We start from the raw sequence: 23,911 nt of genomic DNA, 5'->3' as shown, positions 1-23,911 counted from the left end.
GGGGTTCCGATGCTTCGGATCGCGCTCGCCATCGTCGTCACGGCCGTGGGTCTGGTCCTGCTGCTGTCGTTCAAACCGCATGCGGTCACCACGGCGGCCCAGCCGCCCGCCGCCGCCAGCTCCACGCCCTCCTCCCGCTCCACCCCCAGCGCTTCCGCGAAGACGGCCCACGACTACACAGGAGACGCCGCCGACACCCGGTGGGGTCCCGTCCAGGTGAAGATCCGCGTCGCGGACGGGAAGATCGCCGACATCCGGGTCCTCAAGTCACCGGACGAGAACCCGCGCGACATCGAGATCAGCAACAGGGCCCTCCCGATCCTCCAGAGCGAGGCGCTCTCCGCCCAGAGCGCCCACATCGACAGCGTGTCGGGCGCCACCTACACCAGCGACGGCTACATGCGCTCCCTCCAGAGCGCGATCGACCAGGCAGGCCTGTGATGCGCCACGCCGAGCGCGTGATGGGCACGGTCGTGTCCTTCGACGTACGGCACGCCGGTCCGGAGGCCTGGGAGGCGGTGGCCGAAGCGGTCGACTGGCTCCACCAGGTCGACGCGGTCTTCTCCACCTACCGCCCGGACAGCGTCATCAGCCGCCTGGCCGCGGGAGACCAGACCCGCTGCCCCGCCGAGGTGACCGAGGTGCTCACCCTGTGCACCCAGGTCGAGCGCGACACCCTCGGCTATTTCACGCTCACTCCGTACGGCCGGCTCGACCCCACCGGCCTGGTCAAGGGCTGGGCCGTCGAGCGCGCCGCCGCGCTGCTGCGCGCGGCGGGCCTGCCGGAACACTGCGTCAACGGCGGAGGCGACCTCCAGGTCGGCGCCGGGCACTGGCGCATCGGCATCGCCGACCCGCTGCGCCCCCACACGGTCGCCGCGGTCGTGACCGGCGGCGACCTGGCCGTGGCCACCTCCGGCACGGCGGAACGCGGCGCCCACATCGTCGACCCGCACACGGGCAGGCCAGCCACGGAACTGGCATCCATCACCCTGGTCGGTCCCCGCCTGGCGACCGTCGACGCCTACGCCACGGCGGCCTTCGCCATGGGCCACCAGGCCAGGGACTGGGTGGAGGAGCTCGACGGGCTGGAAGCCTTCGCGATCACCCCCACCGGCGACACCTGGACGACCAGCGGCTGGGCGAAGGGCCTCGCCCGCGCCGGCGCGTGAGGCGGCAAGAGCTGCGGGCCTCCGGATCAGCGGGGGCCGAGGAAGTCGGGAGGTGGGGTTTGGGGGGTGGTGTCGTGGACGGGGGTGCCCAGGAGGAAGGTGCGGACCGTGCCCGTGTCGGGGGCGTAGGCGAGGGTCGAGCCTGGTAGGTCGTGGCGGTATTCGAGGGCGGCCGACCAGCTCTCCTTGTCGCAGCGGCGTTTGACGATCAGGACCGGGGTGGTCACCTCCGAGAGGAGGTCGCGCACCTGGCCGGGGGAGCGGCTGGTGAGGCTCGCGTAGCCGCCGGGGCCCGAAGGGGTGGGGGCCGGGCAGCCGGGGCCAGGCACCTCGTGGCGGAGGCGGTCGTCGAGGCGGGCGTCGACCTCCGCGTCACCGGCGAAGGCGTGCGCGGCGACCGGGTCGAGGCGCATCAGCGTGTAGACGGCCAGTTCCCTGGGCCTGGCCAGCTCCGCCGTGCCCGGCTGGAGGGCCGACAGCGCCGTGGCGGGGCCGCCGCCCAGCGGCGCGGGGGAGTCCAGGACGACGCGGGCCACCTGGTCCGGGTGGGCGGCCAGGTAGGCGGTGGCGAGGCGGGCCCCGTCCCCGTGGGCGATCAGCAGCATCCGCTTGGCGCCGATGGCCTGCCGTACCGACTCCAGATCCGAGACGTCCCTGGTCAGGCCGTAGCGGCGGGGGTCGGCCAGGCGCTCGGAACGGCCGGAGCCGAGGCGGTCGTAGCCGTACACCTGGAACCCCTCGCGCGTCAGGGGCAGGCCGAGCGTGGCCGCGGCCGTCACGCCGTCCACCACGACGACCGGGTCGGGGCGCGTCACCCGCTTGGGCGCGATCCGCACGTAGGCCAGCCGCGAGCCCGTGTCCAGGCGCCACTCCCGCTGGCCGGCCACTGCGGGCGGCGGCGTGAACGCGACGGGGTTCAGCGTCGCCTCGCTGACGTGCCACACGGCCCACGCCTCGATCCCGAGTACGGCGAGCGCCCGCAGCCACCGCCCCCACCCGGACCTGGGCCGTGGCACGCACAGCAGCAGGCCGAGGAAGAACACCGCGCCGAACGCGGCCAGCCCGGTGATCGTGAAGACCTTCGGGTCCTGCGTCACGGTCGACATGCCGGCCAGCGCCGCCAGGCCCAGCACGGGCGACAGGGCCAGCACGCATACGCCGGCCAGGACGCGACCCGACATCCGTAACGCGCGCGCCGCAAGGGGACGAACAGCCTGCACCGTGCCGAAACTACCGCCTCCACCGCCCCCCGGACCCCAATTTCCCCACTCCCACCCCACCCGACCCCGAGCGAGCCACCCCGATCACCGGTAGTGAACACCCGAAACGGGATCCCGCTTCGGTCGCCGGGGCGGTGAGGCGTTGTGCGGCGGGGGCGGCGCCCGTCTGCGGCGAGGGAGGCGCGGGATCCTGGTGCCCGGCCTAGGGCGGAGTCGTGGCGGTGAGGTGTAGTGCGGCGGGGGCGGCGCCCGTCTGCGGCGAGGGGGCGGGACCCTGTGCCCGGCCAAGGGTGGAGTCGTGGCGGTGAGCAAGTGTCATCGACTCGCCGGAAGCGCCGGGCGCGGGCCGTCGACCGGAGTGCGGTGGGCGGCCGGTGGGGCGGCCCGCCGTACAAGAAGCGGCCTGCCGTACAAGAAGCGGCCTGCCGTACGAGAAGCGGCCTGCAAAGGGGCCTGTCGTGCAGGACAGGCGGAGAGGTGCCCCCCGCGCCCGGGGTGTGGCCGGGCGCGGGGGAGATGGTGCGGTCAGTTGTTGTTGAGGAACTGCTGGGCCAGCGACTGCCCCAGGCTGACGGCCTGGCTGTGGTTCTCGATGGTCGACACCTTGGTGCCGGAGCCGGTGAAGACGATGTAGGTGACGCCCGTGTCCGTGCCGCCGTTGCTCGGGTCCGGGTTGATGCCGAGGTCGGCGGCCGTCTTGTAGGACGCCTCGCCGATGATCCCGCTCGGCCCGGTGTCACCCATCACGGCATATTCGACCTGCCCGTTGTAGATCACCGCCACGACCGTCCCGCAGCCGATGCCCTTGGTGGTGTAGTTCCAGATGCTGCTGGTGCTCGGCACCACCACGTACGGCAGCTGCGCCGCGTTGAGCGGCGAGTCGGTCGTGGTGTGGCAGAACGTGTCGGGCTGGAAGCAGCAGTCGGTCTGCTCGTTGCACTGCGTGGTGCGGATGCCGTCGCAGTCGATGTCCATGTCGGCCTTCCAGAAGACCGCGCCGGTCTTGTTGCACACGGGCACCGTGGCCGTGCTGACGTCGGAGTCGGTCTTGTACTTGCCGTTGGAGATCTGGCTGCACGTGGTGACCTTGGCCAGCAGCTGGTCGGCCGTCGGGCCGCCGGTGCCGCTGCCGGTCGTGCCGCTCACCGAGGAGCTGTGGCCGGACTCGTTGCCCGCCGCGTCGAAGGCCGTGACCGTGTAGGTGTGGGTGGAGTTCGCGGCCAGGCCGCTGATCGTGGCGCTGGCGGTCGGCGAGGTCGCCACGACCGTGCTGCCCTCGTACACCTTGTAGCCGGTCACGCCCACGTTGTCGGTGGAGTCGGTCCAGGCGAGGGAGATGCTGGAGGCGCTGGTGCCGGTCACCCTGACGCCGCTGGGGATGGTGGGCGCCTGCCCGTCGGGGCCGCCGGAGCCGCTGACGGAGAGCCTGTCCACGTTCGGGCCGCCGTTGGCGCTGGTGGCGGTGGCGCGGATGGTGTTGACGCCGGCGTTCAGGTTGACGGTGACGTTGCCGTCGGCCCAGGTGTCCCAGGTGCCGGTGCCGGCGTAGCTGGCGCTGGTGACCACGGTGCCGTTGACCGAGATGTCCATCGGCCTGGTGACCGTGGTGCCGTTGGCGTAGCGGAGGGTCAGCGTGTGGGTGCCCGCGTCGGCCACGTTGACCTGCCACTCGATGTAGCCGCCGACGGTGTTGACGTAGTCGACGAAGCCGGTCCCTGTGTAGCCGGTGTGGTTGGTGGCGACCATCGCCTGGTTCAGCGTCGCCGCCTCGGCCTGGTACTCGGTGGCGGGCGCGTCGGCCGTGGTGGCCTCGAGGTAGTCGAGGTTGGCGTTGCCGCCCGCGTTGGTGGCGGTGACGCGGATCTTGTTGTCACCGGCGTTCAGCGTGGCGGTGAGCGTGGAGGTGGCCCAGGTGTCCCAGTTCGCGGTGGTCCCGAACGACCGGTTGGCCGACACGACGGTGCCGTTGACCGAGACGTCGGCGGTGCGGGCGCTGGTGGTGCCGTTGGCGTAGCGGATGGCGATCTGCGCGGTGCCCGCCACGGGGGCGTTGATCGTCCATTCCGTGTAGACGCCGGTGGTGTTGGTGCTGTTGACGAAGCCGGTGCCGGAGAAGCCGGTGTGGTTGGACTCGACCACGCCCTGGACGATCGTGGCGTTCTCGGCCTCGTAGCGGATCGTGGCCGCCTGCGCGGGTAACGCGAAGAAGGCGCTGGTGACGAGGGAGACGACGGAGAGCAGGGTCAGGACTAAGGGGGTGCGGCGTAAGCGAAGCACGGCGGGGGCCCTTCTGCCGGACTTTGTTAGGAAGCATTCCTAACAACTGGAGATGGGACCACTCCCGACAATTCCCGTCAAGTCTGTTAAGGGGCCCAATTATTGACATGTAGTGATTTGAGAAAGGTCGGAGGCGTGTTCCGGCAGATGAACGGGGATAGCGCTTGCCGCGGATCGTTGCTATGAAATATCGGGACCCACGATCACTTGGAGCGTCCTGTGCCCCTGTTCGACCTGCCGCTTGATCAGCTTCGCGCCTACCGTCCCGACCGCGACGAGCCCGCCGACTTCGACGACTTCTGGAGCAGGACGCTGGCCGAGGCCCGCGCGTTCGACGCCGCCCCGGTCTACACCCCTTTCGACCTGCCGCTGCCTGCGGTGGACGTGTACGACACCTCGTTCGCGGGGTGGGGCGGTGACAGGATCAACGGCTGGTTCATCGCGCCGCGCGGTGCTCAGGGACCGCTGCCGATCGTGGTGCAGTACATCGGTTACAGCGGCGGCCGCGGCTTCCCGCACGATCACCTGGTGTGGCCGTCGGCCGGGTACGCCTTCATGGTGGTGGAGACCCGCGGCCAGGGCGGCGGCAGCTACAGCAGCCCGGGCGCCACGGGCGACCCGCACGGCGGCTCGTCGGCGCAGACGGCCGGCATGATGACGCGCGGCATCCTGGACGAGAACGAGTACTACTACCGCCGCGTCTTCACCGACGCCGTCCGCGCGATCGACGTGGTGGCCACCCACCCGCTGGTGGATCCCGAGCGGATCGTGGTCCACGGCGGCAGCCAGGGCGGCGGCATCGCCCAGGCGGTCGCCGCGCTCCACCCGGCGGTCAAGGCCGCGCTCGTCGACGTGCCGTTCCTGACCCACTTCCGCCGGGCCGTCGAGATCACCGACAAGGACCCCTACCAGGAGCTCGTCCGCTACCTGGCCGGCAACAGAGCGGCCGAGGAGCGCGTCTTCCGCACGCTGTCGTACTTCGACGGCGTCAACTTCGCCGCCCGCGGCACGGCGGCGGCGCTCTACTCGGTGGCGCTCATGGACGCCGTCTGCCCGCCGTCGACGGTCTTCGCCGCCTACAACCACTGGCAGGGCCCCAAGGAGATCGCCGTCTACCCGTGGAACGAGCACGAGGGCGGCAGCGGCTTCCACCGCGAGCAGGCGCTGCGCTACCTGCACAAGTTCTTCGCCTGACAGCAGGAGGGTCCGGTACGGCGTGCCGTACCGGACCACTCGAAGTCGGTCAGGTCTGTTCGGTCACCAGGAAGGAGACGCCCCCCTGGTCGTCGGCGCCCGCGTCGAGCGACTTGTCCTCCAGTACGGATGCGGCCACAGGATCCAGGTACACCCGGGCGCCCTCTGCCTCGATCACCTCGTCGGCCGGTTCGGGCCGGGGGGCGATCGTCAAGGTCAGCGAATTGGTGCCCTCGCCCTGTGCGGATATGCGGATCCCGCTCTGCGAGGGCTCGGGCGAGCCCTCGGTCAGATCACGGATCGCCTGGGCGGCGTTGGCGGTCAGGGTGAGCACTACGGCTCCTCCTCCCGTTTCGGCGTTCAGGAGTCGTCAGCCCTTCCCCGCTTTCCCTGACCCAATCCTTGAGCCGCGATTTTTTACGCTGGGTTGCAGAGGCAGCAGCGGTCCAAGGCGAACGTTGCGGGGGTCTCGTACGAGACTTTGCGTCCGATCACGAGCGCGACCACCTCGCGGGCTCCGGCGGCGAGCAGGGCCGCGGCGGCTCGCCGGAGGTGGACGCCCGTGACGAAGGTGTCGTCCACCAGCAGGACCGAGTGGCCGCGGACGAGCTCCCAGGCGGTGAAGTCGTCGCGCAGCGCGGGACGGTAGAGCGGGGCGAGCGCGGCCACGCGGGTGACCACGCCCACCAGCGGGTGCACCAGGGGCGCGGGACCGTCCCTGGCGCTCGGCACAGTGGTGACCAGCGTGAACGGCCCGCCGAGGCAGCCCCCGTGCCGTTCGAGGAAGCGCGAGAGGATCGCGGCGAGCGCCGCGGCGCGCTCGCGGCGCACGGCGGGCGACGGATCGTCCTTGTAGCGGCGCAGATCGTCGGCCAACGGGTCGCCGGTGTGGAAGGACGCGATCGGGACCACCCGGCAGAGCTCCGTCAGCACATCTTCCAGGGTGAGCATGCCGTTCCCGACCCAGTCAAGACCGCGAACGGCACTGTCACGTGCGTAGCGTGGAGGTCATGGCGGACCATGCGGCACTTCGCGAGGCCCTGGTGGCGATCCTGCGAGCGCGGCAGGCGGTGAGCCCCGAGGTCGCCGAGGCGTTCCTGGCGGTCCCCCGGCACCTGTTCCTGCCCGGGCACGAACCCGAGGAGGCCTACCGGGACGAGGCCATCGTGACCAAGCGCGACGAGCGCGGCAGGCCGATCAGCTCCTCCTCCCAGCCCGCGATCATGGCGACGATGCTCGGCCAGCTCGGCGCCCGGCCGGGACACCGCGTGCTGGAGATCGGGGCGGGCACCGGCTACAACGCCGCGCTGCTCAGCCACCTGGCGGAGCGGGTGGTCAGCCTCGACATCGACGAGGACCTGGTCGAGCGGGCCAGAGGGCACCTGGAGACGGCCGGGTACCCGCACGTCAGGGTGGAGTGCGCCGACGGTGCGGGCGGCTTCGCCGAGGCGGCACCCTACGACCGGGTGATCGCCACGGTCGGCGTCTGGGAACTGGCCCCGGCCTGGCTGGAGCAACTGGCCCCGGGCGGCCGCATCGTGGTGCCGCTCGACCTGCGCGGCGTGCAGGTCTCGGCGGCGTTCGAAAGGGCCGCAGGCCACTGGCGGAGCGTCTCGGTGGCGCCGTGCGGCTTCATGCGGATGCGCGGCTCGGCGAAGGGCCCCGAGGAGACCGTCGTGCTGGAGGACAACGGGCTGACCCTGTTCGTGCCCGAGGCGCGGGACGACGTGATCGGTGACGTGCCCGGAGCGCTGAGGAAGAAGGTCGCCGAGATCGAGACGGGCGTGAGCGCGTCACGGCTCGCCTACTCGATCGGGCTGGGCCTGTGGCTGGCCGTACACGAACCGCGCTGGTGCACGCTGTCCGAACACGGCACGCGGGTCACCCTCGTCGACCCGCCGATCGAGTCGCGGGGCTTCCGCATGACCGCCGGGATCGCGGCGAGCGATGGGCTGGCCGTCCTGGGCGCCGGGCTGACCGCGCGGGGATACGGGCCCGGGGGCGAACGGCTGGCGGAGGAGCTGGCCGCGCACGTCAGAGCCTGGGACGAGGCGGGACAGCCGATGACCGACGGACTGCGCATCGACGTCCACCGAGGATCGGCGCCCGCGGGTCAGGTGGTGATCCCCAAGCGCCACAGCACGCTCGTGCTAAGTTATGACTGAATATCCAATCAAGTCATAGGGGCACGGGCATGGCCGTGGCATTCAGCGCGGAGGAACGTGCCCGCATCAGGGACGAGCTGCTGGCGACCGGCGAGAAGCTGTTCGCCACCCAGGGGCTGAAGAAGACCTCGCTCGACGAGCTGGTCGCCCCCTCCGGCATCGCGAAGGGCAGCTTCTACGCCTTCTTCGAGTCCAAGGAGGCGCTCTACGCCGAGGTCATGGTGGCGCGCGCGCCCATGCTCGGCGCGCGCCTGACCGCCGCGCTCGACCGGCCGCCGGGCGTGGACGCCCTGGTCGGGATCATGCGCGGGATGGTCGAGCTGCTCGGCACCGACCCCTTCTACAGAAGGCTCATGGAACGGCCGGACGAGCTGGAGGCGGTGACCAGGCGCGTCGGCCCCGAGGAGATCGCCCGCGTCACCCCGCACCTGGTCACGCCGCTGACGGACTACCTGGCCGCGGGGCAGCGGGCGGGCGTGTTCACCGCCGACGTGCCGCCGCAGACCCTGATCGGCGTCCTGCGTACGGCGGGCCTGCTCGTGCTCAACCGCGACAGGTACGGCGACGACTACGAGCAGGTGGTCGACACCACGATCACCGCGCTGGCGAAAGGGCTGCTGGCATGAGCATCCCGGACAGCTGGGCCGGCTCCGCCTAGCGAGCCAGCAGCTCGACCGGGGCGCCCAGGGTCAGTGACACCTCACGGGCCGTGCCCGCCACCAGCGGGCCCAGTTCCTCGGCGTCGGCCACCGACAGCTCGTGGGTCAGCGTCGAGATGCTCACCCCGGCCACGACGTGCCCGGTGTGGTCGAACACGGCGGCGCCCACGCACCTGATGCCCGCCTCGTTCTCCTCGTCGTCGATGGCGAAGCCGTGCTCCCTGACCACCGCCAGGTGGCGGCGGAGGGCGGCCTGCGTGGTGATGGTGCCGGGCGTGCGCCTGGTCAGCCCGGTGCGTGAGGCGATGCCCGCCACCTCCTCTTCCGACATGGCGGCCAGCATCGCCTTGCCGATCGCGCTGGAGTGCAGCCACAGCGACATGCCCACGCGCGAGGGCATCTGGTACGGCTTGCGGCCCTCCAGCTTGGCCGCGTACACCGCCTCGTCGCCGTTGAGCACCGCGAGGTGCACGGTGTAGCCCGTCTGGTCGTGCAGGCGTTGCAGCACCGGCGAGGCCTGCCGTACCGGATCGAAGCGGGCCAGCATGCGGCCCGCCAGCGTCAGGATCTTCGGGCCCGGCAGGTAGCCGCCGCTGCCGTCGGGCCGGGCGAAGCCGTGCTCGGCCAGCGACTGCAGGATGCGGTGCGTGGTCGACTTCGGCAGGCCGGTCACCTGGGAGATCTTGGTGACGCTCTCGTGCTCCGCGAGTGCTTCGAGCACCCACAGGGCCTTGTCGATGGCGCTGCTGGTCACCGGCTCATCATAGTTAGCGCGCCAGCCACCCGCCGTCCACGACCAGGACGTGCCCGGTGACGTAGTCGGAGGCGGGCGAGGCCAGGAACACCGCCGCGCCCGCCAGGTCCTCGGGCGCGCCCCAGCGGCCGGCCGGGATCCTGGCGGTGATCTCCCGCTCGCGCACCCGGTCCTCCTGCAGCGCCCTGGTCACGTCGGTGCGGATGTAGCCGGGCGCGATGGCGTTGACCTGGGCGCCGCGCGGCGCCCACTCGTTCGACAGCGCCTTGGTCAGCCCGGCGACCGCGTGCTTGGCGGCGGCGTAGGAGGTCACGTTGACGCCGCCCTGGAACGACAGCAGCGACGCGATCGAGATCACCTTGGTCGCCCCCCGCTCAAGCAGGCCCTGGCTGAGCATGTAGACGGCGTCCAGGTTGACCGCCAGCACGCGTCGCCAGTCCGCCAGGCTGGTCGAGCCGCGCGCGATCGTGCCCGCGTTGTTGACCAGGATGTCGGCCTCCAGGCCGGCCACGGCCGCGGCGATCTCGTCGGTCCGCGACAGGTCGAGCACCAGCCTGCTCACCGCGCGGCCGTGTGCCTTGACCTCCCGTTCGGTGTCGTCGAGGTCGTCGTGGTGTCCGTGCAGGATCAGGTCGGCCCCTGCCCTCGCGAGGCCGACCGCGATCGCCCGGCCGATGCCCGCCCGCGCACCTGTCACCAGCGCGGTCCGGCCCTCCAGCGAGAACATCACCGCATCTCGCCGATCGAGACCTGGTCCATGTCGTCGAAGGCCTGGTTCTCGCCGGCCATCGCCCACACGAAGGCGTAGCTGCGGGTGCCGAACCCGCAGTGCACCGACCAGCTCGGCGAGATCACCGCCTGCTCGTTGGCCACCACCAGATTGCGCGTCTCGTCGGGACGCCCCATCAGGTGGATCACCCGCTCCTGCGGCGGCAGGTCGAAGTACAGGTAGACCTCGGTGCGGCGGTCGTGGGTGTGGCACGGCATCGTGTTCCACATGCTGCCCGGCTCCAGCACCGTCACCCCCATGACGAGCTGGCAGCTGTGGATGCCGTCCAGGTGGACGTACTTGTAGATCGTCCGGTCGTTCGAGCCCTCCTGGGCGCCCAGCCTGACCGGCTCGACGTCCTTCAGCCGGGCGTGCGTGGTGGGGTGGCGCTCGTGCGCGGGCGCGGAGACCAGGTAGAACGTGCCGCCCTCGAACGTGACGTCCTCGGTGCCCATCCCCACGTACAGGCAGTCCTTCCGGTCCATCTCGTACGGCGTGCCGTCCACCGTGACCACGCCCGGGTCGCCGATGTTGATAACCCCCAGCTCCCGCCTTTCCAGGAAATATCGGCTTCTTAAGGGATCAAAGGCGGCAAGTCGTGATCTGGTGACCGGCTTGACCCCGGCCACGACCATGCGGTCCTGGTGGGTGTAGACGCCGTCCACCTCGGGCCCGAACAGGCCCTCCACCAGGTACCTCTTCCGGAGTTCCGCAGTGTCGAAGTGGCGGATCTGGTCGGGCGCCGTGGCATGCCGTACTTCCATCTCTTCCCTCCGGTCGTTCCGCGTCCTACGATCCTAAACACGGAACGCCGTTCTATCCAATGGAACACCGGGAGGCCCGCGGTGTATCACCAGAACTTCAATCCCACCGGATCCTTAGGCCTGTCGGCCCTGCTCGCGGCGCTGCCGCTGCTGACCGTGCTGGTGCTGCTCGGCGTCTTCAAGTGGAAGGCGCACTGGGCGGGCCTGTCGGGCCTGGTGGTCGGCCTGCTGATCGCGATGCTGCCCTTCGCCTACTCCATGCCGATCGGGCAGGCGCTGGACTCGGCCCTGTTCGGAGCCGCCAGGGCGGTGCTGCTGATCCTGTGGATCACCTTCAACGCCATCTGGATCTACAAGATGACCGAGCGGAGCGGCCACTTCGCCGTCCTGCGCCGGGCCTTCGCCGGCATCAGCGACGACAAGCGGATCTCCGCCATCGTCATCGCCTTCTCCTTCGGCGCGCTGCTCGAGGCCCTGGCCGGGGGCGGCTCGCCGATCGCCATCTGCGCGGTCATGCTGATCGCCATCGGCTTCGAGCCGATCAGGGCGGCGGTCCTCGCGCTCATCGCCAACACCGCGCCCGTCGCCTTCGGCGGGATGGGCAACCCGATCACGATCCTGGGCAGCGTCACCGGCCTGCCGCCCGAGCCGTTCGGCGCGATGGCCGGGCGCCAGGTGGCCTTCATCGCGCTGATCATCCCGTTCGTGCTGGTGTTCGTGGCCGACGGGCGGCGCGGGCTGCGCCAGGCCTGGCCTGCCGCGCTGGTCGCGGGCGTCAGCTTCGGCGCCACCCAGATCCTGTTCTCGCAGTTCAACTACAAGCTCACCGACATCGCCGCCGCGCTGGTCTCGGCCGTGGTGCTGGTCGCCTTCGGCAAGGTGTGGAAGCCGGTCGAGACGGTCGGCGCGGTGCCCACCATCGCCGGCGGCTCGGTCGACGACCCGGTCTTCGTGCGCACCCACGGCAGGCCCGGCGGCGACTCCACCCGTGACAAGGTCGTGGCCTTCCTGCCCTACGTGTACGTGATCGTGCTGTTCTCGCTGGCGCAGATCCCCGCGATCAAGGCCGTCCTGGACAAGGCGCTGGTCAAGCCGGTCTGGCCCGGCCTGCACCTGGTGAACCCGGCCGGCAAGCCGGTCGTGGTCACCTACGACCTGCCGTGGGCCTCCCACCCGGGCACGCTGCTGTTCGTGGCGGGCCTGCTGACCGCGCTGACCCTCTGGACGAACCCGGTCAAGGCCTACGCCGCCACGATCCGGCAGTTCGGCTGGGCGATCGTGACGATCCTGGCGGTGTTCGCGCTGGCCTTCGTCATGCAGTACTCGGGCCAGATCCAGACCCTGGGCCTGCTGCTGGCCGGCGCCGGGGCGTTCTTCGCGTTCCTGTCGCCGATCGTCGGCTGGTTCGGCGTGGCGATCACGGGCACGGACGCGGGCGCCAACGCGCTGATGGCCAAGCTGCAGACGACGGCCGCAGGTCAGCTCAACATCCCACCGGAGCTGTTCGGCGCGGCCAACAGCTCGGGCGGCGTCATGGGCAAGATGATCTCCCCGCAGAACCTGGCCATCGGCACGGCCGCCGTCGGCCTGGTGGGCGAGGAGGGCACGCTCTTCCGCCGGGTGATCGGCTGGAGCGCCGTGCTGCTGCTCGTGCTGTGCGTGCTGGTGTTCCTGCAGTCGACCCCGGTTCTGGGGTGGCTCGTGCCCTAGCCCCGGATCATGATGGGGAGATGACGTCTCATCCGTTAGCGTTGCTTTCCGCCGACGAGATCAGCACGGCCCGCGCCGTTCTCGAGGCGGCCGGACACCTAGGGCCAGACGTACGCTTCGCCTATCTCGGGCCCGAGGAACCCGCCAAGGCCGAGTTGCTCGCCGGTGAGCCGGTGGACCGGCGCGTCAGGGTCGTGCTGCTCGACACGAAGGACGGCTCCTCCTCCCAGGCCGTCGTCTCGGTCACCAGGGGCGTCGTCGAGCACGCCGAGCGGCTCGACCCGGCCGTGTCGGGCCAGCCGCCCATCATGGTCTCGGAGTTCGCGGTCGTGCAGGAGATCGTGGACGCCGACGAGGCCTGGGCCAAGGCCCTGGCCAGGCGCGGCCTGACCACCGACACCGTGCGCGCCTTGCCGCTGTCGGCGGGCAACTACGGCTTCCCCGACGAGACCGGGCGGCGGATCATCCGCAGCTTCGGCTTCCACCAGGAGCACGACGGCGACCACCCGTGGGCCCACCCGGTCGATGGGCTGGTCGCCTACGTCGACCTGACCGGCCGCAGCGTGCTCACCGTGATCGACGAGGGGGTCGTGCCGGTACCGCAGGAACACGGCAACTACCACGAGCACCCGCGACGGCGCACCACGCTGCGCCCCATCGAGATCACCCAGCCCGACGGCCCCGGCTTCACCGTCGAGGACGGCGTCGTGCGCTGGGAGAACTGGACGCTGCGCATCGGCTTCAACGTGCGCGAGGGCCTGACCCTGCACCAGATCTCCTTCCGCGACCCCGACCAGGACCGCGACCGATCGGTGATCCACCGGGCCTCGATCGCCGAGATGGTCGTGCCCTACGCCGACCCGTCGCCCGACCGGTTCTGGCAGAACTACTTCGACGCGGGCGAGTACCTGTTCGCCGCGTTCGCCAACCCCCTGCACCACGGCTGCGACTGCCTGGGCGAGATCCACTACACCGACGTCGTGGTCGCCGACGAGCAGGGCGAGCCGCACACCATCGAGAACGCGATCTGCCTGCACGAGGAGGACTTCGGCGTGCTGTGGAAGCACTCCGACCTCTACACGGGGGTCAGCGAGACCCGCAGGCAGCGCCGCCTGGTCGTGTCGTACTTCACCACGGCCGGCAACTACGACTACGGCTTCTACTGGTACTTCTACCTCGACGGCACGATCGCCTGCGAGGTCAAGGCCACCGGGGTGCTGTCCACCTCCGGCTACCGGGAGGCGGGCAGGCCGTACGCCGCCGAGGTGGCTCCGGGGCTGGGCGCGCCGTACCACCAGCACCTGTTCTCCGCGCGCCTGGACATGGCGGTCGACGGGCAGCGCAACGCGGTGGACGAGCTGGACGCGGTCCGCGTGCCCCCCGGCGACGGCAACCCGTACGGCAACGCCTTCACCAGGAAGGCCACCCGGCTGAGCAGCGAGCTGCAGGCCAGACGCGACGCCGACAGGAGCGTGGCGCGGGTGTGGCGGGTGGTCAACCCCGAGGTGACCAACCGCCTCGGGCAGCCGGTCGGCTACGCGCTCGTGCCTGAGGGCCTGCCGGCGCTGCTGGCCGACCCGTCCTCCTCGATCGCCTCCAGGGCCGGCTTCGCCGCCCACCACCTGTGGGTCACCCGGCACGCCGACGACGAGCGCTTCCCGGCCGGCGACCTGCCCAACCAGCATCCCGGCGGGGCGGGGCTGCCCGCGTGGACGGCGGGCGACCGCGGCATCGACGGCGAGGACATCGTGCTGTGGCACACCTTCGGCCTCACGCACTTCCCGCGACCCGAGGACTGGCCGGTCATGCCGGTCGAGTACACCGGGTTCACGCTGCGGCCGGTGGGCTTCTTCGACCGCAACCCCACCCTGGACGTCCCCGGGAGCGCGCATTGACCCCGGAAGAGTTCCGCGAGTACGGCAAGCAGGCCGTCGACTGGATCGCGGACTACCTCGCCAACATCGAGAAATATCCGGTCCTGTCGCAGGTGAGCCCGGGCGACGTCACCCGGGCCCTGCCCGAGACCCCGCCCGAGCGGGGCGAGCCGTTCGCCGACGTGCTGGCCGACCTCGACCGGATCATCCTGCCGGGCATCACCCACTGGCAGCACCCCGGCTTCTTCGCCTACTTCCCCTCCAACGCCAGCGGCCCCGCCATCCTCGGCGACCTGCTGTCAGGCGGCCTCGGCGTGCAGGGCATGCTCTGGGCGACCAGCCCCGCCTGCACCGAACTCGAGACCGTGGTCGTCGGCTGGCTGGCCCGGCTGCTCGGCCTGCCCGGCGGCTTCCACGGCGTCATCCAGGACTCCGCCTCGAGCGCCAGCCTGATCGCTCTGCTGGCCGCGCTGCAGAGGTCGGGCCGCGACAGGGCCCGCGTTTACCTGACGTCCGAGACCCACTCCTCGCTGGTCAAGGCGGTCAGGATCGCCGGACTCGACGCCGGCGCGGTCCGCACGGTGGCCGTGGACCCGGCCACGCTGGCCATGGACCCCGCCGACCTGCAGCGCCTGATGGCCGAGGATCTGGCGGAGGGGCTGACGCCCGCGATGGTGTGCGCCACGGTCGGCACCACCTCCACCACCGCCGTCGACCCGGTCGCGGCCATCGGGCGGCTGTGCCGCCGGCACGGCGCCTGGCTGCATGTCGACGCCGCCTACGCGGGCGTGGCCGCCGTCTGCTCCGAGTTCGCCTGGATCAACGACGGCGTGGCCGAGTACGCCGACTCCTACTGCACCAATCCGCACAAGTGGCTGCTGACCAACTTCGACTGCGACGTGCTCTGGCTGGCCGACCCCGCCCCGATGATCGAGGCCCTGTCGATCCAGCCCGAATACCTGCGCAACAGGGCCAGCGGCTCGGGCGCCGTGATCGACTACCGCGACTGGCAGGTGCCGCTCGGCCGCCGCTTCCGCGCGCTCAAGCTCTGGACCGTCATCCGCTGGTACGGCAGGCAGGGCCTGCAGGCCCACATCCGCAACCACGTCGACCTGGCGCAGCGGTTCGCCGCCTGGGTGGCGCAGGACCCGGCCTTCGAGGTCCGCGAGGCGCACCCGTTCGGCCTGGTCTGCTTCCGCCCCAGGCAGGGCGACCCGCTGGAGCTGATGGAACGGCTCAACGCGAGCGGCGCCCTCTACCTCACCCACACCAAGATCGGCGACCGGGTGTGGCTGCGCATGGCCATCGGCGGCACCTACACCGAGCTCAGGCACGTGCGCGCGGCCTGGGACAGGATCCGTGCGGGACAGGCGGCCGGCGCGTCGGGGGGCACCAGTGTCGTCCATAGCGACGACATCCCTTACATGGAATGAGGGTTTTTGCCCACCGCGCCCAGCGCAGTTCCCGCAAGCCTTATTAGATCACCACCGCCTGGCGAAAAGCGAGGCATATATCGGCCGCCCGCGCTCGGTGACCACCTGACCCGCCAGGTGGTCACCGGTGACCGTGGACAGCCGCAGGTCCAGGTAGCGCTCCTCCTCCTGGACCTCGAGCCCGCCCTCGGGCACCGCCGCCAGCCAGCGCCCGACCTCGGCCCTGCGCTCGTCCCTGTCGCGCTCGAGCGCCCGCCGGACCTCGGCCGGGCTCGACACCGGGTACGGCTCCGCCTCCTGCCTGGCGGGCTCGGCCTGCCAGGCGGCCACGCCGTACGCGAAGCAGACCAGGGCCATCCACATCTCGGCGAAGTAGCGGCGGTCGGGCGCCAGCTCCAGCCCGGCGAAGCGGTCGCCGACGAAGAACAGCGCGCCCACCTGGCCGGGAACCGGCTCCAGGCGCCCGCGGAACTGCGTCAGCGTCGGCCGCTTGCGCGACAGGATCTGCTCCAGGTGGCCCCGCGCAGGCAGGCCGCAGCGGTGGTTGAGCCGCGTGATGTCCTCCCACAGCTTGCTGTAGCCTTCCTGGCCGCGCAGCTCGAGAGCGCGGGCCCTCAGCTCCAGCGGCAGCACGAAGAACCACTGGTCGCGGCCCTGCAGGTAGCCGCCCTGGGAGGCCTGCACGCAGCAGGCGTCGCGGAAGCGCCGCCGCTGCCCCGCGGGCATGAGCGCGGAGCGGCACAGCGCGTGGTTCTGCGCGGCGTCCTGGATGTAGCCCAGGTGCAGCGGCACGATCGCCACGCCGTCGCCGGCGTTGTGCAGCTCCACGTCGCCGTAGCCGCGCACGCGGCTCAGCTTCAGCCCGGAGCGGGGCGCCGCGATGCCCGCCCGCTCCGGCCCGGTGACGGGCACCATGGTGAGCGCGCCCGCCCGCTGCGGCTCGCCGAGCCGGTGCCCGGCCAGGTCCAGCTGGGTGATGCGGTCGAGCTGGGTCATGTCCGTCCTCCTTCCTGGACGTCGGGGGCGCTCAGGACCAGATCGCGGATCCAGGCCTTGCCCGCCGGGGAGTGCGCGAACAGCCACGGCAGCAGGTGCTCGAAGTCCTGCTCGTGCCAGAAGGCGCGGCTGGGCAGCCCCGGTGCGGGGTCGCGCAGCGCCAGGTCGTCGCTGTGGGAGTAGGCCGCGTGGCACAGCAGCACCGGCGGGCCGGCCAGCGACGCCGCGACCCTGGCCAGGTCTCCCGGCCAGGTGTTCTCGTAGCCGTCGGTCACGATCACCACCAGGCCGGGCTCGAGCTCGGCCGCGTCGAGCAGGCCGAGGGCCAGGTCCGTCGCGCCGACGGGCGCGTCCTCGCGGCCGCCCACCTCGATCACGTCCAGCCGCTCGCAGACCTCGGCCAGCACCAGGCGCAGCGCGACCGCCTGGGAGAGCACGGCCCACTCCCGCTCGCCGTACCCGCGCATCGAGGCCGAGCAGTCGAGGACCAGCGCCACCCGGGCGGCCAGCCGCGGCAGCCCGGCGGTCGCCGCGCGCACGTAGCCCGCCAGCGCTGGGTCCAGCTCGGCCGCGGGCCCGCCGCGCAGCCGGTGCACCAGCGTCGCCGCGATGTCGCCGCGATTCGTCGCGGTCACCGCCGCGGGCCGCTCGTCGTGCCTGTCCAGCGGTAAATGGGCGAGGATGGTGGGGGTGTCCATGATTGTCCTCCGCAATCATGGTAGGGATCACCAGATCGCGAGGACATCGAATTATTGGGGCTGCAGGCAGGGCCCGAACGCCCAGCCGAGCTCGCCGCGAGTCTCGCACGTCCCGCCGGCCGTCTCCTGGTAGCCGAGGCCGTCGACATGGATCGAGCGCCACATCGCGACCTCCATATAGGTGATTTACGCCCGACTATCCATTTATGTCCTGATATGAGTAGTTGAGGGGGACCCTGGAGTGCGCAAAGAGTCTGCTGCGCCGCGCACGGAAACAACGTGAACGGGTACTCGGTTACGGGATGATTGTGATCGGTTTGACGGCCCGAGGAGGAAACGTGAGCGGCGACATCACCCAGAGCCAGGAATGGGCGGCTCTGGCCAAGCACCACGAAGAGCTGGCGGGGAGAACGCTGCGGGAGCTGTTCGCCGAGGACCCGGACCGGGCGACCCGGATGGCCGCCACCGGCGGCGACCTCTACCTCGACTACTCCAAGCACCGGGCCACCGCCGAGACGCTCGACCTGCTGGTACGGCTGGCCGAGCGGGCAGGGCTGCGCGATCGCATCGAGGCGATGTTCACCGGCGAGCACATCAACGTCAGCGAGAACCGGGCGGTGCTCCACGTCGCGCTGCGCATGCCCGCCGACGCCAAGCTCGTGGTCGACGGGCAGGACGTGGTCGCGGACGTGCATGCCGTACTGGACAAGATGAGCGACTTCGCGACGCGGGTGCGCGCGACGGAGTGGCGCGGCGCGACGGGGCACCCGATCAGGACCGTGGTCAACATCGGCATCGGCGGCTCCGACCTGGGGCCCGCGATGGCCTACGAGGCGCTGCGCGACTACGCCGACGCGGGGATCGAGGCGCGCTTCGTCTCCAACATCGACCCGGCCGACATCATCGGCAACCTGGCCGATCTCAACCCGGCCACGACGCTCGTCGTGGTCAGCTCCAAGACCTTCACCACGCTGGAGACGCTCACCAACGCCCGGGTGGCGCGCGAGTGGCTGGTGGCCGCGCTGGGCGAGCAGGCGGTCTCCAAGCACTTCGTGGCCGTGTCGACCAATGCCGAGAAAGTGGCCGAGTTCGGCATCGACACCGCCAACATGTTCGGCTTCTGGGACTGGGTGGGCGGCCGCTACTCCTACGACGGCGCCATCGGGCTCTCCCTGATGATCGCGATCGGGCCCGAGCGGTTCCGCGAGATGCTCGACGGCTTCCACGCGATCGACGAGCACTTCCGCACCACGCCCTTCGCCTCGAACCTGCCGGTGCTGATGGGCATGCTCGGCATCTGGTACAACGACTTCTTCGGGGCGCAGACCAGGGCCGTGCTGCCCTACAGCCAGCGGCTGCACCGCTTCCCCGCCTACCTGCAGCAGCTGACGATGGAGTCCAACGGCAAGTCCGTGCGGGCCGACGGCCGGCCCGTGACCACCGACACCGGCGAGATCTTCTGGGGCGAGCCGGGCACCAATGGCCAGCACGCCTTCTACCAGCTGCTGCACCAGGGCACGCGGCTCGTGCCCGCCGACTTCATCGGGTTTGCCGAGCCCTTCGAGGACCGCGAGGGCATGCAGGACCTGCTGACGGCGAACCTGTTCGCGCAGACCTCCGCGCTGGCCTTCGGCAAGACCGCCGCCGAGATCGAGGCCGAGGGCACCGCGGCCGCGGTCGTGCCGCACAAGGTCATGCCGGGCAACCGGCCCACCTCGACGATCTTGGCGCCCAAGCTGACGCCCCGTACGCTGGGAGAGCTCGTCGCGCTCTACGAGCACGCGGTGTTCGTGGAGGGGACGATCTGGGGGATCGACTCCTTCGACCAGTGGGGGGTCGAGCTGGGCAAGAAGATGGCGCTGGACCTGGCTCCCGCGCTGACCTCCGAGGCGCCGCCCACGTCCTTCCCTGACGCGTCCACCGAGCAGCTGGTCCGGAAATATCGTGAACTGCGGGGAAGGCGGGTCTGATCATGGGACACGCGGGGGCGCTGGTCCTGTTCGGGATCACGGGCGACCTGGCCCACAAGCTGGTGCTGCCTGCGCTCTACCGGCTGACCGCCGACGGGGTGCTCGACCTGCCGATCATCGGCGTCGCCAAGACCGACCTCGACCTGCCCGGCCTCATCGAAAAGGTCCGCACGGCGTGCGGGGACGTGCACGACGAGGCCTTCGACAAGCTGGCCGCCAACCTGCGGCTCGTGGCGGGCGACTACCAGGACCCCGGCACCTTCGAGCGGCTGCGCGACGAGGCTTCGGGACACGGACCGCTCGTGCACTACCTGGCGGTCCCGCCGTCCCTGTTCGCCGTCGTCGCCTCGGGGCTGGCGTCGGTCGGGCTCAACCAGGACGCCAGGCTCGTGGTCGAGAAGCCCTTCGGCCACGATCTGGCCTCGGCCAGGGAGCTCAACGCCTCGCTGCTGCGGTACTTCGACGAGGAGCACCTGCGGCGCGTCGACCACTTCCTCGGCAAGGAGCCCGTGGAGGACCTGCTGGTCTTCCGCTTCTCCAACACGATGATCGAACCCATCTGGAACCGGCACTTCGTGCGCAGCGTCCAGATCACCATGGCCGAGGACTTCGACGTCGCCGACAGGGGCGCCTTCTACGACGCCAACGGCACCGTGCGGGACGTGGTGCAGAACCACCTGCTGCAGATCCTGGCCTACCTGGCGATGGACGCGCCGCCCTCCATGGAGGCCCGCGCCCAGATCGACGAGAAGTGGCGGGTGCTGCGGGCCGTCAAGCAGATCGAGCCCGGTGACGTCGTGCGCGGGCAGTACGAGGGCTACCTGGACACCGAGGGCGTCAAACCCGGCTCGACCACGGAGACCTACGTGGCGCTGCGGGCCTACGTCGACAACTGGCGGTGGGCGGGGGTGCCCTTCTGCATCCGCTCGGGCAAGAACCTGCCGACCACGGACCTGGAGATCGTCGCCGAGCTGCACAAGCCGCCGGTCACGTACTTCAAGGGTCACGAGAAGGCGGTGCCGGCGCACAACCTGATCCGCTTCCGGCTCCAGCCTGACGCCGGGGTGACCTTCGACCTGCTGGCCAAGGAACCGGGCAAGGACCGTGCCCGCCCGGTGCCGGTCAGCGTCGACTTCACCAAGATCCTCGGGCCGATGGAGGCGGCCTACCAGCGCATCCTCACCGACGCGGTCAGCGGGGATCCCCGCAGATTCGTCCGCTACGACCTCGTCGAGGAATCCTGGCGCATCGTCGCCCCCATCCTCGACCTCCCGGACCGCCCCCTGCCCTACACCCGCGGCACCTGGGGCCCCACCGCAGCCGAAAAGATCGCCCCCGGCGGCTGGCACGAAATCTCCACCACTTTCGACTAGCCCGCCTGCCTCTGGGCTCGGTAGCACCCCCTGCCGAGCCCAGCTCAGCTGGGGCGGATGTTCTTGTTGTGGTGGAAGGTGTTGTCGGGGTCGTATTTCGCCTTGATCTCGGCGAGTCGCTGGTAGGTGTGGTCGCCGTAGGCCTCCCGGACGCGGGCGGTGTCGTCGGAATCGAGGAGGTTCACGTAGACGCTGCCGGCGCGGTGCGGTTGAAGGGCCTTCAGGAATCCTCGGGCCCATGCGCTCTCGGTCGCCGCGTGATCGCCGGACTCGTCAGGGAGCCACACGGCATCGATGATGATGTTGTGGGCCACGTCGCGAGCGGCGTAGGCGGTGGCATCGCGTGGGATCCGGGCGACGGCGCCACCCAGGTGGAACATCGCCGAGTACGACCGGGCCGAGGTGGCGGCGTAGGCGTGATCGGCGATGACGGCGATGGCGTCGTCGGAGAGGCCGGTGAGGTCGGTGGCCTTCCAGTAGTAGTGCCATCCGTGCAGGACCGTGTCGTCGAAGCCGCCCTGGAAGACGGCGTACGGCATGGGTGCGAGCAGGTCCACGAGCGGAGATCCGAACCGGCGCAGGGCCCGCACCGCGCGCTCGCCGTCCTCGACGGCACCCGCGTAACAGCAGGCCACGGCGATGGCCGGTCGCCAGTGCAGGTCCTCGGGGATGACCGGCAGCGGAGGGACGGTGCCGAGCCTGATGACGGTGCCGAGCTCGTCGGGCGCTTCGGAGATGAAATCCCGGTAGAAGCGCAGCACGTCTACGGTGTCGCCGGCCGCCCAGAAGAGGGGTCCGGCCATCACGGTCGGGCCGACGGGGTGCAGTGCGAACCGGAACGAGGCGACGACTCCGAAGTTGCCGCCGCCGCCGCGCAGCGCCCAGAACAGGTCAGGGTGTTCGTCGGCGGACGCCCGGAGGATTTCGCCCTCGGCGGTGACCACCTCGGCGGCGAGCAGGTTGTCGATGGTGAGCCCGTGTTTGCGCATGAGGAAGCCGATGCCGCCGCCGAGGGTGAGCCCGGCGACCCCGGTGTGGCCCACGATGCCGCCGGTGGTGGCCAGACCGTGGGCCTGCGTCTCGTGGTCGACGTCGCCCCACAGAGCACCACCTTGCACCCGGGCCGTCCGTCCGGCGGGGTCGGCCCACACAGCCCGCATCGCCGAGAGGTCGATGACGATCCCGTCATCGCACACGGCGGTGCCGGCCACGTTGTGGCCCCCGCCCCGTACGGCGATCTCCAGGTCGTGGCAGCGGGCGAAGCGCACGGCCGCGGCCACGTCGGCCGTCCCGCCGCACCGGGCGATCAGCCGGGGACGCCGGTCGACGGCGCCGTTCCACACGGTTCGGGCGGTGTCGTATTCGGCGTGGTCAGCGGTGATCAGCTGGCCCCGGAATCCGTCTATCTTCATCGCGGTTGCCTCCTTCTTGCTCAACCGGCCGACTTGCTCAACAGGCGCTGTCCTCCTCTCTCGACGGTCCCATCGCACCACCGTGCACTCCGGTCGTGAAGTCAGGAATCTGGACTTCACATCCGAAATCGGGCGCGCGACACTGGTGTCATGCGGACGTACGGCCAGTACTGCCCCATCGCCCGCGGAGCCGAGATCTTCGCCGAGCGCTGGACGCCACTGATCATCCGAAACCTGCACCTGGGCTGCGGAAGCTTCAGCGAGATCCTGGAGGGTGCGCCCGGGCTCTCCCGCACCCTGCTCTCGCAGCGGCTCAAGCAGCTCGAACGGTTCGGCATCGTCGAGTCCGCGCTCAAGTCCGAAGGCCGCGGACGCCACTACGCGCTCACGCCCGCGGGTCATGACCTCTTCAAGGTCTGCGTGTCGCTCGGAGAGTGGGGTGCGGCCTGGCTCGAGATCGCCCCCGAGCACCTGGATCCCTTTGTGGCTCTGTGGTCGATGTGCAACGCGCTCCGCCGGGACCGGCTCCCGCAACGCCGCGTCGTCATCCGCTTCGACTTCACCGACCGCCGGCACCGCGAGCGGTTCTGGCTGCTGATCGAGCGCGGAGAAACCGAGATCTGCAAGGTGTACCCGGGCCTCGACGAGGATCTCTACATCACGGCGGAGGCCGAGGCCTTCGTCAAATGGCATGCCGGCCGGCTCACCTGGGCCGAAGCCACCCGCGACCGCCGCATCCAGCTCCACGGCCCCTCGTGGCTCGTACGAGCGTTCCCCACGTGGAACGGCCGCAGCATGTTCGCCCGCGTCACGCCGGTCTCCCAGAGCTCGGCGGCTTGACGTCTTCGACGTACCCTCTGCCGCCCGCTACTCGGTGTCGAAGACCGAGGGCCTGCTCTAGGTGGTCCGGGGAGGTGAACAGGTGGGTTCGCAGGCCGAGTGACTGGGCGGCGTCGAGGTTTTCCTGGCGGTCGTCGATGAAGAGGATGCGGTCGGCGGGGATGGCGAGGGCGTCGCGGCACCAGAGGTAGGTGGCGTGGGAGGGCTTGGCGTGGCCGATGCGGCAGGAGAAGGCGCGGGGGTCGAAGTGGCGCAGCCAGGCGTGCCGGGTCTCGTAGTGGGCCGCCAGGTCTTCGGGGATGTTCGACAGCAGGGCCAGGCGGTGGCCGGAGGCGGCGAGTTTCTCGATCAGGGCGACCATGCGGTCGTCGACGTCGTCCCAGCTCGCGATGTCGGCGGCGATGAGGGCGTCCACGCGGGCGGGGGAGAAGCGCGTGCCGAGCGCCTCGCCCACCTGCTGCCAGTACGCGCGCCCGGTCACCTGGCCGCGGTCGTACGGCGGGCGGAGCGACCAGTAGGCGCCCCAGAAGCCGTCCGTGACGCCGGACGTACGGCACAGGTGGTCCTTGCCCTCGGGTGACTGGTTGCGGGCGATGACGCCGAACAGGTCGAAGAGGATCGCGTCGGTCAT

At 70.7% G+C, this 23,911-nt stretch carries 22 protein-coding genes; 11 read left to right on the top strand and 11 right to left on the bottom strand.

Features of this window, described 5'->3' with window-relative positions; all coding sequences use genetic code 11:
* The first annotated feature begins 9 nt into the window (after positions 1–9).
* Together KIK09_RS01520 and KIK09_RS01515 are read left to right on the top strand one after the other, a co-directional pair.
* Positions 10–441: an FMN-binding protein gene (locus KIK09_RS01520; protein ID WP_214316780.1), complete on the top strand. Its 432-nt coding sequence runs from the start codon at positions 10–12 to the stop codon at positions 439–441.
* Positions 441–1,172, top strand: a complete 732-nt coding sequence (locus tag KIK09_RS01515; protein WP_214316779.1) for an FAD:protein FMN transferase — start codon at positions 441–443, stop codon at positions 1,170–1,172. Before KIK09_RS01520 ends, KIK09_RS01515 begins: the two co-directional genes overlap by 1 nt.
* Positions 1,173–1,198: 26 nt before the next feature.
* Here the strand turns inward: KIK09_RS01515 and KIK09_RS01510 are convergent, their stop codons facing one another.
* Together KIK09_RS01510 and KIK09_RS58910 are read right to left on the bottom strand one after the other, a co-directional pair.
* Positions 1,199–2,353 (bottom strand): alpha/beta hydrolase, encoded by a 1,155-nt coding sequence (locus KIK09_RS01510; protein WP_214316778.1) that lies wholly within the window; start codon positions 2,351–2,353, stop codon positions 1,199–1,201.
* A 564-nt stretch (positions 2,354–2,917) separates the two neighbouring features.
* Complete coding sequence (locus KIK09_RS58910; RefSeq protein WP_214316777.1) at positions 2,918–4,669, bottom strand: CBM35 domain-containing protein; 1,752 nt, start codon at positions 4,667–4,669, stop codon at positions 2,918–2,920.
* 219 nt (positions 4,670–4,888) lie between these two features.
* Between KIK09_RS58910 and KIK09_RS01500 the strand changes: the two genes are divergently transcribed.
* Positions 4,889–5,863 (top strand): acetylxylan esterase, encoded by a 975-nt coding sequence (locus KIK09_RS01500; RefSeq protein ID WP_214316776.1) that lies wholly within the window; start codon positions 4,889–4,891, stop codon positions 5,861–5,863.
* A gap of 49 nt (positions 5,864–5,912) precedes the next feature.
* Here the strand turns inward: KIK09_RS01500 and KIK09_RS01495 are convergent, their stop codons facing one another.
* Positions 5,913–6,197: a HesB/IscA family protein gene (locus tag KIK09_RS01495; protein ID WP_214316775.1), complete on the bottom strand. Its 285-nt coding sequence runs from the start codon at positions 6,195–6,197 to the stop codon at positions 5,913–5,915.
* An 83-nt stretch (positions 6,198–6,280) separates the two neighbouring features.
* Positions 6,281–6,796 carry a phosphoribosyltransferase family protein gene (locus tag KIK09_RS01490; RefSeq protein ID WP_214316774.1) on the bottom strand — a complete coding sequence of 172 codons (516 nt, stop codon included), beginning with the start codon at positions 6,794–6,796 and terminating at the stop codon, positions 6,281–6,283.
* A 77-nt stretch (positions 6,797–6,873) separates the two neighbouring features.
* On the opposite strand from KIK09_RS01490, the gene fxlM reads away from it, so the two are divergent.
* The gene (fxlM, locus tag KIK09_RS01485; RefSeq protein ID WP_214316773.1) at positions 6,874–8,028 is read left to right on the top strand and encodes a methyltransferase, FxLD system; all 1,155 of its coding nucleotides are present in this window, start codon (positions 6,874–6,876) and stop codon (positions 8,026–8,028) included.
* A gap of 29 nt (positions 8,029–8,057) precedes the next feature.
* Positions 8,058–8,654, top strand: coding sequence for a TetR/AcrR family transcriptional regulator (locus KIK09_RS01480; RefSeq protein ID WP_214316772.1), 597 nt, complete (start codon positions 8,058–8,060; stop codon positions 8,652–8,654).
* Positions 8,655–8,682: 28 nt separating this feature from the next.
* On the opposite strand, the gene KIK09_RS59845 is transcribed toward KIK09_RS01480, so the two are convergent.
* From KIK09_RS59845 to kduI, 3 genes are read right to left on the bottom strand one after another with little or no spacing between them, the layout of a single operon-like run.
* Complete coding sequence (locus tag KIK09_RS59845) at positions 8,683–9,441, bottom strand: IclR family transcriptional regulator (protein WP_214316771.1); 759 nt, start codon at positions 9,439–9,441, stop codon at positions 8,683–8,685.
* A gap of 13 nt (positions 9,442–9,454) precedes the next feature.
* Positions 9,455–10,168: an SDR family oxidoreductase gene (locus KIK09_RS01470; protein ID WP_214316770.1), complete on the bottom strand. Its 714-nt coding sequence runs from the start codon at positions 10,166–10,168 to the stop codon at positions 9,455–9,457.
* On the bottom strand, positions 10,168–10,974 hold the full coding sequence (kduI, locus tag KIK09_RS01465) for a 5-dehydro-4-deoxy-D-glucuronate isomerase (protein WP_214316769.1): 807 nt from the start codon (positions 10,972–10,974) through the stop codon (positions 10,168–10,170). The genes KIK09_RS01470 and kduI overlap by 1 nt, the downstream gene beginning before the upstream one ends.
* A gap of 81 nt (positions 10,975–11,055) precedes the next feature.
* Here kduI and KIK09_RS01460 point away from each other — a divergent pair, with 81 nt between their 5' ends.
* The 3 genes from KIK09_RS01460 to KIK09_RS01450 are packed head-to-tail and all read left to right on the top strand — an operon-like array spanning position 11,056 to position 15,991.
* Complete coding sequence (locus KIK09_RS01460; RefSeq protein ID WP_214316768.1) at positions 11,056–12,684, top strand: L-lactate permease; 1,629 nt, start codon at positions 11,056–11,058, stop codon at positions 12,682–12,684.
* A 20-nt stretch (positions 12,685–12,704) separates the two neighbouring features.
* The gene (locus KIK09_RS01455) at positions 12,705–14,579 is read left to right on the top strand and encodes a primary-amine oxidase (RefSeq protein WP_214316767.1); all 1,875 of its coding nucleotides are present in this window, start codon (positions 12,705–12,707) and stop codon (positions 14,577–14,579) included.
* Complete coding sequence (locus KIK09_RS01450; protein WP_214316766.1) at positions 14,576–15,991, top strand: aminotransferase class V-fold PLP-dependent enzyme; 1,416 nt, start codon at positions 14,576–14,578, stop codon at positions 15,989–15,991. The genes KIK09_RS01455 and KIK09_RS01450 overlap by 4 nt, the downstream gene beginning before the upstream one ends.
* A gap of 48 nt (positions 15,992–16,039) precedes the next feature.
* Here the strand turns inward: KIK09_RS01450 and KIK09_RS01445 are convergent, their stop codons facing one another.
* Positions 16,040–16,987, bottom strand: a complete 948-nt coding sequence (locus KIK09_RS01445; RefSeq protein WP_214316765.1) for an ARPP-1 family domain-containing protein — start codon at positions 16,985–16,987, stop codon at positions 16,040–16,042.
* Positions 16,984–17,685: a vWA domain-containing protein gene (locus tag KIK09_RS01440; protein WP_214316764.1), complete on the bottom strand. Its 702-nt coding sequence runs from the start codon at positions 17,683–17,685 to the stop codon at positions 16,984–16,986. Before KIK09_RS01440 ends, KIK09_RS01445 begins: the two co-directional genes overlap by 4 nt.
* Positions 17,686–17,987: 302 nt before the next feature.
* On the opposite strand from KIK09_RS01440, the gene pgi reads away from it, so the two are divergent.
* Positions 17,988–19,655, top strand: coding sequence for a glucose-6-phosphate isomerase (gene pgi / locus KIK09_RS01435; protein WP_214316763.1), 1,668 nt, complete (start codon positions 17,988–17,990; stop codon positions 19,653–19,655).
* A gap of 2 nt (positions 19,656–19,657) precedes the next feature.
* A complete protein-coding gene (zwf, locus tag KIK09_RS01430) occupies positions 19,658–21,028 on the top strand; it encodes a glucose-6-phosphate dehydrogenase (RefSeq protein ID WP_214316762.1) in 1,371 nt (456 codons plus the stop codon).
* 44 nt (positions 21,029–21,072) lie between these two features.
* On the opposite strand, the gene KIK09_RS01425 is transcribed toward zwf, so the two are convergent.
* Positions 21,073–22,440, bottom strand: coding sequence for an FAD-binding oxidoreductase (locus KIK09_RS01425; RefSeq protein WP_214316761.1), 1,368 nt, complete (start codon positions 22,438–22,440; stop codon positions 21,073–21,075).
* 150 nt (positions 22,441–22,590) lie between these two features.
* Between KIK09_RS01425 and KIK09_RS01420 the strand changes: the two genes are divergently transcribed.
* Positions 22,591–23,280, top strand: a complete 690-nt coding sequence (locus KIK09_RS01420) for a winged helix-turn-helix transcriptional regulator (protein WP_214316760.1) — start codon at positions 22,591–22,593, stop codon at positions 23,278–23,280.
* Here the strand turns inward: KIK09_RS01420 and KIK09_RS01415 are convergent.
* Positions 23,249–23,911, bottom strand: coding sequence for an HAD family hydrolase (locus tag KIK09_RS01415; RefSeq protein WP_214316759.1), 663 nt, complete (start codon positions 23,909–23,911; stop codon positions 23,249–23,251). The genes KIK09_RS01420 and KIK09_RS01415 overlap by 32 nt on opposite strands.

Origin of the sequence: Nonomuraea sediminis (assembly GCF_018531495.1) — a bacterium.
Classification (GTDB): Bacteria; Actinomycetota; Actinomycetes; order Streptosporangiales; family Streptosporangiaceae; genus Nonomuraea; species Nonomuraea sediminis.
Note: the sequence above shows the minus strand (reverse complement) of the source record. Positions and strands in the feature narration are given on the sequence as shown.